This window comes from Streptomyces sp. NPDC059443 (assembly GCF_042750105.1).
Taxonomy (GTDB): domain Bacteria; phylum Actinomycetota; class Actinomycetes; order Streptomycetales; family Streptomycetaceae; genus Streptomyces.
The window spans coordinates 1-7,197 of sequence record NZ_JBHYVM010000067.1 but is presented as its reverse complement, the minus strand read 5'-3'; the positions used below and the strand labels follow the sequence as shown (position 1 = coordinate 7,197).

The 7,197-nt window shown below is 69.1% G+C and carries 5 protein-coding genes and 1 pseudogene; 4 read left to right on the top strand and 2 right to left on the bottom strand.

Annotated features, from left to right (window positions below):
* The coding region (locus ACFXDJ_RS35690; protein ID WP_384851278.1) for an amino acid transporter at window positions 1-1,694 on the bottom strand (1,694 nt) is incomplete at its 3' end.
* A gap of 220 nt (window positions 1,695-1,914) precedes the next feature.
* Window positions 1,915-3,798 carry an APC family permease gene (locus ACFXDJ_RS35685; RefSeq protein ID WP_384663116.1) on the bottom strand — a complete coding sequence of 628 codons (1,884 nt, stop codon included), beginning with the start codon at window positions 3,796-3,798 and terminating at the stop codon, window positions 1,915-1,917.
* A gap of 262 nt (window positions 3,799-4,060) precedes the next feature.
* Here ACFXDJ_RS35685 and ACFXDJ_RS35680 point away from each other — a divergent pair, with 262 nt between their 5' ends.
* The 4 genes and pseudogenes from ACFXDJ_RS35680 to ACFXDJ_RS35665 form a co-directional block, all read left to right on the top strand.
* Entirely contained in the window at window positions 4,061-4,819 is a 759-nt protein-coding gene (locus tag ACFXDJ_RS35680; RefSeq protein WP_384663114.1) for a DUF4118 domain-containing protein, read from the top strand.
* Between the two features lie 238 nt (window positions 4,820-5,057).
* Window positions 5,058-5,147, top strand: a complete 90-nt coding sequence (gene kdpF, locus ACFXDJ_RS35675; RefSeq protein ID WP_037690508.1) for a K(+)-transporting ATPase subunit F — start codon at window positions 5,058-5,060, stop codon at window positions 5,145-5,147.
* 6 nt (window positions 5,148-5,153) lie between these two features.
* The gene (gene kdpA / locus ACFXDJ_RS35670) at window positions 5,154-6,818 is read left to right on the top strand and encodes a potassium-transporting ATPase subunit KdpA (protein ID WP_384663112.1); all 1,665 of its coding nucleotides are present in this window, start codon (window positions 5,154-5,156) and stop codon (window positions 6,816-6,818) included.
* Window positions 6,815-7,197 (top strand): annotated as a pseudogene (locus ACFXDJ_RS35665) (potassium-transporting ATPase subunit B); the annotation flags it as partial. The gene kdpA and the pseudogene ACFXDJ_RS35665, both read left to right, overlap by 4 nt.

Here is a 7,197-nt window from a genome sequence, read left to right as displayed (position 1 = left end):
CGGTAGCGGTCGTGCAGGACCTCGCCGCGCACCCGCATGCCGGACTCGAACTCGGACGCGTCCAGGACCGTGACCTCGACGAACATCACGTCGTCCTCCGACGGGATGTCGTTGTCCGCGCGGATCTGCTGCTTCTTCTGCCGGTACTCGGTGAGGTCCCGCTTGTCGGGCTCGTTGGCGATGAAGCGGATCGTGCGGTTGGCGGTGTCGCGGATGAACCGCTGCGCCATGTCGTCCAGCTCGATGTGCGTGACGCGGAGTTCGAAGACGCGGGCGAGGCGGGAGAGGAGCGAGAGGGCCATGATGCCGGCGATGAAGCAGGCGCCGATCTTCACGCCGTCGGGACGCTCGACGACGTTCACCGCGGTCGTGTACACGAGGACGGCCGCGATGACGCCGAACCCGATGGTCCAGCCGCGCTGACCGGCCTTGCGGGCGGCGATGGTGACGGCGACGGCGGCCGAGGTGATCAGGACGAGCACACCGGTGGCGTAGGCGCCGCCCTGCGCGTCGACGTCGGCGTTGAACAGCCAGGTCACCAGGAAGGCGATCAGGGTGAAGACGATGACCATCGGGCGCAGGGCGCGGGCCCAGTGCGGGGCCATGCCGTAGCGGGGCAGGTAGCGCGGCATCAGGTTGAGCAGGCCGGCCATCGCGGAGGCTCCGGCGAACCAGAGGATGAGGATGGTGGAGACGTCGTAGACGGTGCCGAAGGCCGAGCCCAGGTGCTCGTGGGCGAGGTAGGCCAGGGCGCGGCCGTTGGCCTCGCCGCCTGGCTTGAACTGATCGGCCGGGATCAGCAGCGTGGTGATGAAACTACTGGTGATCAGGAAGACGCTCATGATCACGGCGGCCGTGGTGAGCAGCTTCTTCGTCCCGCGGATCCGGCCCGCCGGCTTGTCGGGGGTGTCGTCCGCGTCGCCCTGGACGTGCGGCATGACCGCCACACCGGTCTCGAAACCGGACATGCCCAGCGCGAGCTTGGGGAACACGATGAGCGCGATGGCGATCATCATGAACGGGTTGCCGTGCTCGGTGGTCAGTGCGTCCGACCAGTCGGCGATGACGTGCGGCTCGCTGATCACCTGCCACATGCCGACCGCGATGACGACGACGTTCAACGCGAGGTAGGTGGCCACAAGGACCACCGCGACGCCGATGGCCTCGCTGAACCCCTTGAGGAACACCGCGCCGAGCAGGGCGACGAGGATGAGCGTGATCAGTACCTCGTGGCCGTGCAGGGTGGAGGTGAGGTGCGGGTTCTCCACCATGTGCGCGGTGGCGTCGGCCGCCGAGAGCGTGATCGTGATGAGGAAGTCGGTCGCCGCGAACCCGAGCAGGGTCAGGACGAACAGCTTGCCCTTCCAGAACGACAGCAACCGCTCCAGCATCGCGATCGAGCCCTCGCCGTGCGGGCTCTCCTCCGCCACCCGCCGGTACACCGGCAGCGCGCCGAACAGGGTGAGCAGGACCAGCACGATCGTCGCCACCGGCGACAGCAGACCGGCGGCCAGCGCCGCGATGCCCGGCTGGTAGCCGAGGGTGGAGAAGTAGTCGAGACCCGTCAGACACATGACACGCCACCAGGGGCGGCCCTCGTGCGCGGTATCGGCATGCGACTGCTGCTTGGGGCGGTCGGTCAAGCCTTCCAGCAGCCACGCGCGCAGGCGCGAAGTGCGGGCAGGGGTGGCCATCGTGGGGGGCTCCTGTCGTACGGCAAAGAATCAGCCATCGACATCGACGGCTGAGCCAGCGTACGCAGCCCGATCATTTCTGAACGGGAGGAGGCCGATCCTGACGCGTCCTTAACGCGGATGGTGGCACTTGGGCCGTCAGCCCGTTGTCGCCGGTCACCGTCTTGACCGCGGTCATACAAGGCGCGTCAAGCATCCGCCAGGGATGCGTCAGAGCGGGTCAGCGCCCGTCATCGGTGATGCGGAAACGCAGCCGGCAGATGACGGCGTCGGTGTCGCGGCGGACCGCGTGGGCGACGACGGAGCCGCGCTGGTTCTGTAGCAGCCGCTGCCACAGGTGGGCGGGCTCGGTCTCCGGGATGAGGACGGTCACCTGCGTGCCCGGATGGGCCTGCGTCAGCTTGCGCACGTACGCCGATACGGGGCGGCCGAGCGAGCGGGTGTCCGAGGAGAGCTCGATCAGCTCGACACCCGGTTTCCACAACTCCCAGTCCCGGCGCAGGGCTTCTGCCATCTGCCGATCCTCGGCGGCGGGGTGGGTCACGGTGACGGCGAGGACCTCGTCGCCGAGCGAGTGGGCGGCGGTGAGGGCCTGGCAGGTCAAGCGGGACAGGCCGGAGACGGGCACGACGACCAGGGAGCGGGTGCGGCTCGGCGCCGACGGGATGCGGCCGAGTTCCAGACGTTCACCGATCTCGGTGTAGGCGCGGTGGATCTTCTCGAAGCCGAGGACGATCAGCGGCAGCGCGAGGACGATCAGCCACGCGCCCTCCGTGAACTTGGTGGCGGTGACGACCACGGCCGACACCCCCGTCAGGAGGGCGCCGAAGCCGTTGAGGGCGGCCTTGGCCCGCCAGCCCTGGGGGCGTTCGCCGTTCCAGTGCCGGACCATGCCGACCTGACAGATGGTGAAGCCGACGAAGACTCCGATGGCGAAGAGCGGAACGAGGGTGTTGGTGTCGCCGCCGGAGACCACGAGCAGCCCGGCGGATACGACGGCCAGCGCGAGGACGCCGTGGCGGTGGACCTGGCGGTCCGCCTTGAGGGCGAACAAGTGCGGCAGGTGGTTGTCGCGGGCCAGCAGGCTCATCAGCACCGGCAGCCCGCCGAAGGAGGTGTTCGCGGCGAGCGCGAGCAGCACCATGGTGGCGAACTGGACGACGTAGAAGGCCGCGTTGTGACCGAAGGAGGCGTCCGCGAGCTGGGCGAGGACGGTCACGCCCTCCACCGGCTGGAGGTGGAAGCGGCCGATGAGGACCGAAAGGCCGATCAGCATGATGCCGAGCAGGGCACCGAGGGCGACCTCCGTGCGCTGGGCCCGACGGGCGGCCGGGGCGCGGAAGGACGGCACGGCGTTGGCTACGGCCTCGACACCGGTCAGCGCCGAGCAGCCGGCCGCGAAGGCCTTCAGCAGCAGGAGCGCGCCGACCGTGGTCGCCCCCTCCCCCAGCGCGGAGGCGTGCCCGGCTGCGGAAGCGGTGCTGACGGGGCCATCGCGGAACAACCCGACGGCGACCATTGCGAGGATCGACCCGACGAACACGGCGGTGGGAACGAGGAAGGCCTTGGCGGAGTCCACGACCCCGCGCAGGTTCACCGCCGTGACCAGGAGCAGCACACCGAGGCAGATCCACACCCGCTCCCCGTGCAGCTCGGGGAAGGCCGAGGTCAGGGCGGCCACACCGGCGGTGACCGACACCGCGACGTTCAGCACGTAGTCGAGGATCAGCGAGGCCGCGGCGACCAGGCTCGTACGCCGTCCGAGGTGCCTCTTCGCGACGGCGTACGAGCCGCCGCCGTCGGGGAACGCGGCGATGACCTGCCGGTACGAGGCCACCAGGACCGCCAGCAGCCCGGCGATCGCCAGGGTGACCGGGAGGGTGAAGCCCATCCCGTACGCGCCGGCCGCCGCCAGGACCAGCACGATCGACTCGGGCCCGTACGCCACGGACGCCATTGCGTCCAGCGACAGCGCGGAGAGCCCCTGGAGGGCGGTCAGCCGGTGCCGGTCCTCCGCCGGGACCGTCCGCACCCCGGTATCAGGGGGCTCCTCCATGCCCGGCGCCCGTCCTGCCGCGATCGACTTTCCCCTGTACATGGCCATCTTCACTGTTCCTCCGTTGGACAAAGTGAGGACAGCGTCGGAACGGCACGGGCGGATGACCAGTCCTCTTGGCGATATCCATACGGGCCCTGACCCGGTCTTCACGCACTCCTGACGCAAGGAGCGCGATCCCGTATGAAGTGCGTCAAGACATCGGCGCGGGCGGTCCTCCCCTTCGGACGGTGGGCAGGCTTGATGTGGGTGACGTACACGCCCGAGACATCCCGAATGACCTTCGACACGTCCGGACAGGAGGCAGCACATGTCCGGGTACTCGTATCGGCTCCGCGACCGCGTCTCGCTGGTCGCCGCCGTCGCCGTCCCCTTCCTGGTAGCCCTCGCGCTCGTGCCCTTCCGAACGGACCTTTCGGCGACGAACGCGGCGCTGATCCTGGTCGTCGCGGTGGTCGCGGTGGCGGCCATGGGAACCCGGGCGGCCGGGGCGCTGGCCGCGCTCTCGGCGGCCGGCTGGTTCGATTTCTTCCTGACCAGGCCCTACCAGCGATTCACCATCACCGGCGGGGACGAGCTCCAGACAGCCGTCCTGCTACTCGTCGTCGGCCTGGTCGTCTCGCAGCTCGCCGTCCGTGTGCGCCGGCTCCGGGCGGTCGTGGTCACCGACACCGCACACCTCTCGACCCTCCAGGGAGCGGCCCGGCTCGCCGAGGACAGCGGCTCCCCCCAGGACGTGGTCGCGTACGTACGGCGGGAGTTGATCGGGCTGCTCGGCCTGCGGGGCTGCCGCTTCGAGTACGGGACCTTGATGGGGCACTTGCCGCGCCTGGAGCACGGTGGCGGACTGTGGCTGCGCGACGGGACCCGGATCACGCAGTTCGCGGACTGGCCGGAGGGTGAGACCGAGCTGAGGGTGGTCGGCGGCGGCCACTACTACGGCCGTTTCCTCCTCGACCCGATCCCCGGCCGGCCCCTGCCCCCCGAGGAAGCTCGCCTCGTAGCCGTCGCACTGGCCGCGCAGACCGGCGCCGCACTGGACACCGCCGGCCTTTCCCACCAGGGCTGATCTCATCACAGGAGCATGATCCGTAAGGGCGGCGTTAAGAGTTCCCCTGCGGCCGTATGGACCCCGTCAAGGGGTCTTAACGCCGGGGTGAAGACACGGTTGTCTCGTCATCGGCCAGCTGGCCGATTCTTCCTTCCCTCTTCATCCAGGAGCTCACGGTGGCCGATCTGGCCTTCGTCGTCACCACGGTCGCGGTCTTCGCGCTGGTGGCTCTCATCGCCCGAGGGGTGACCAAGCTGTGAACGCCGAAAACATCGTCGGCCTCGTCGTGGCCGTCTCCCTGCTCGGATACCTCATCCTCGCCCTCGTGTACCCGGAGAGGTTCTAGCCACCGATGAGCCCCGTTCTCGCTGGTGTGCTCCAGCTCCTCGCGCTGATCGCCGCGCTCGCACTGGCCTACCGCCCGCTGGGCGACTACATGGCCCGGGTCTACTCCTCCGAGAAGCACTACAAGCCGGAGAAGTGGATCTACAAGGCCATCGGCGCCAACCCCTCCGCGGAAATGCGCTGGCCCGCGTACCTCCGCGGCGTCCTCGCCTTCTCAGCGGTGGGCGTCCTCTTCCTCTACGCCCTCCAGCGCGCCCAGGGCGTCCTGCCCGGCTCGCTCGGCTTCGCCGCGATCGACCCGGACCAGGCCTTCAACACCGCCGCCTCCTTCGTCGCGAACACCAACTGGCAGTCGTACGCCGGCGAGCAGGCCATGGGCCACGTCGTACAGACCGGTGGCCTCGCGGTGCAGAACTTCGTCTCGGCCGCGGTCGGCATGGCCGTCGCCGTGGCCCTCGTACGGGGCTTCGCGCGCTCCCGCACCGGTGAACTCGGCAACTTCTGGGCCGACCTGGTCCGCGGCACCGTCCGGATCCTGCTGCCGATCTCGGTCATCGGTGCGCTCGTCCTCGTCGCCTGCGGCGTCATCCAGAACTTCGCCGGGATCCACGAGGTCGGCCAGTTCGTGGGCGGCACGCAGCAGTGGAACGGCGGGGCAGTCGCCTCGCAGGAGGTCATCAAGGAGCTGGGTACGAACGGCGGCGGTTACTTCAACGCCAACTCGGCCCATCCCTTCGAGAACCCCACGCCGTTCTCGAACCTCTTCGAGATCTTCCTGATCCTGGTCATCCCCTTCGCCCTCACGCGTACGTTCGGCCGCCTGGTCGGAAACCTGCGCCAGGGTTACGCGATCCTCGCGACCATGGGCATCATCTGGCTCGGCTTCACGGCACTGATGATGTGGACGGAGTTCAGCCACCACGGTCCGGCGCTCCAGGCCGCGGGCGGCGCGATGGAGGGCAAGGAGACCCGCTTCGGGATCGGCGCGTCCGCGATCTTCTCGGTCGCGACCACACTCACCTCGACCGGTGCGGTCAACTCCTTCCACTCCTCCTACACGGGACTGGGCGGCGGCATCCAGCTGCTGGGCATGCAGCTCGGCGAGATCGCCCCCGGCGGCGTCGGCTCCGGCCTCTACGGCATGCTGATCATGGCGATCATCGCGGTGTTCATCGCCGGCCTCATGGTCGGCCGCACCCCCGAGTACCTGGGCAAGAAGATCGGCACCCGCGAGATCAAGCTCGCCGCCTGCTACATCCTCATCACCCCCGCTCTCGTGCTGTGCTTCACCGCAGCGGCCATGGCCCTGCCCACGCCGCCGCACTCGATGCTGAACTCGGGCGCGCACGGATTCTCCGAGGTCCTCTACGCGTACACCTCGGGCGCCAACAACAACGGTTCGGCTTTTGGCGGGCTCAACGCCGACACGCAGTGGTTCAACAGCACCATCGGCATCGCCATGCTGCTGGGCCGCTTCCTGCCCATGGTGTTCGTCCTCGCGCTGGCCGGTTCGCTGGCCGAGCAGAAGCCCGTCCCCGAGACGGCGGGCACCCTGCGCACCGACAAGCCGCTCTACGCGGGCCTCCTCGTCGGCACGATCGTCATCATCACCGGACTGACCTACTTCCCGGCCCTGGCACTGGGTCCGCTCGCCGAAGGGCTCGCATCATGAGCACCGTCACGCCCACGAGGGCTCCGCACCAGGACGTGCCCACCGGCCACAAGGCGGACGGCGGGCGCGTGGGCGGCGGCCTCTTCGATCCGAAGCAGCTGCTGAAGTCCTTCCCGGACGCCGTACGCAAGCTCGACCCGCGCGTCATGGTCAAGTCGCCGGTCATGTTCGTCGTCCTGATCGGCTCGGTGGTCACCACCGCCCTCGCGATCAAGGACCCGACGGACTGGTTCGGTTGGGCGATCACCGGCTGGCTGTGGCTGACCACGATCTTCGCGAACCTGGCGGAGGCGGTGGCCGAGGGCCGCGGCAAGGCCCAGGCCGACACCCTGCGCAAGGCCAAGACCGACACCGTCGCGCGCCGCCTGAACGGCGCCGT

Excerpts from the sequence above, each read along its gene's own strand:
- ACFXDJ_RS35680 (WP_384663114.1), top strand. The coding sequence starts at position 4,061 with ATGTCCGGGTACTCGTATCGGCTCCGCGACCGCGTCTCGCTGGTCGCC.
- ACFXDJ_RS35685 (WP_384663116.1), bottom strand. The coding sequence starts at position 3,798 with ATGGCCATGTACAGGGGAAAGTCGATCGCGGCAGGACGGGCGCCGGGC.
- kdpA (WP_384663112.1), top strand. The coding sequence starts at position 5,154 with ATGAGCCCCGTTCTCGCTGGTGTGCTCCAGCTCCTCGCGCTGATCGCC.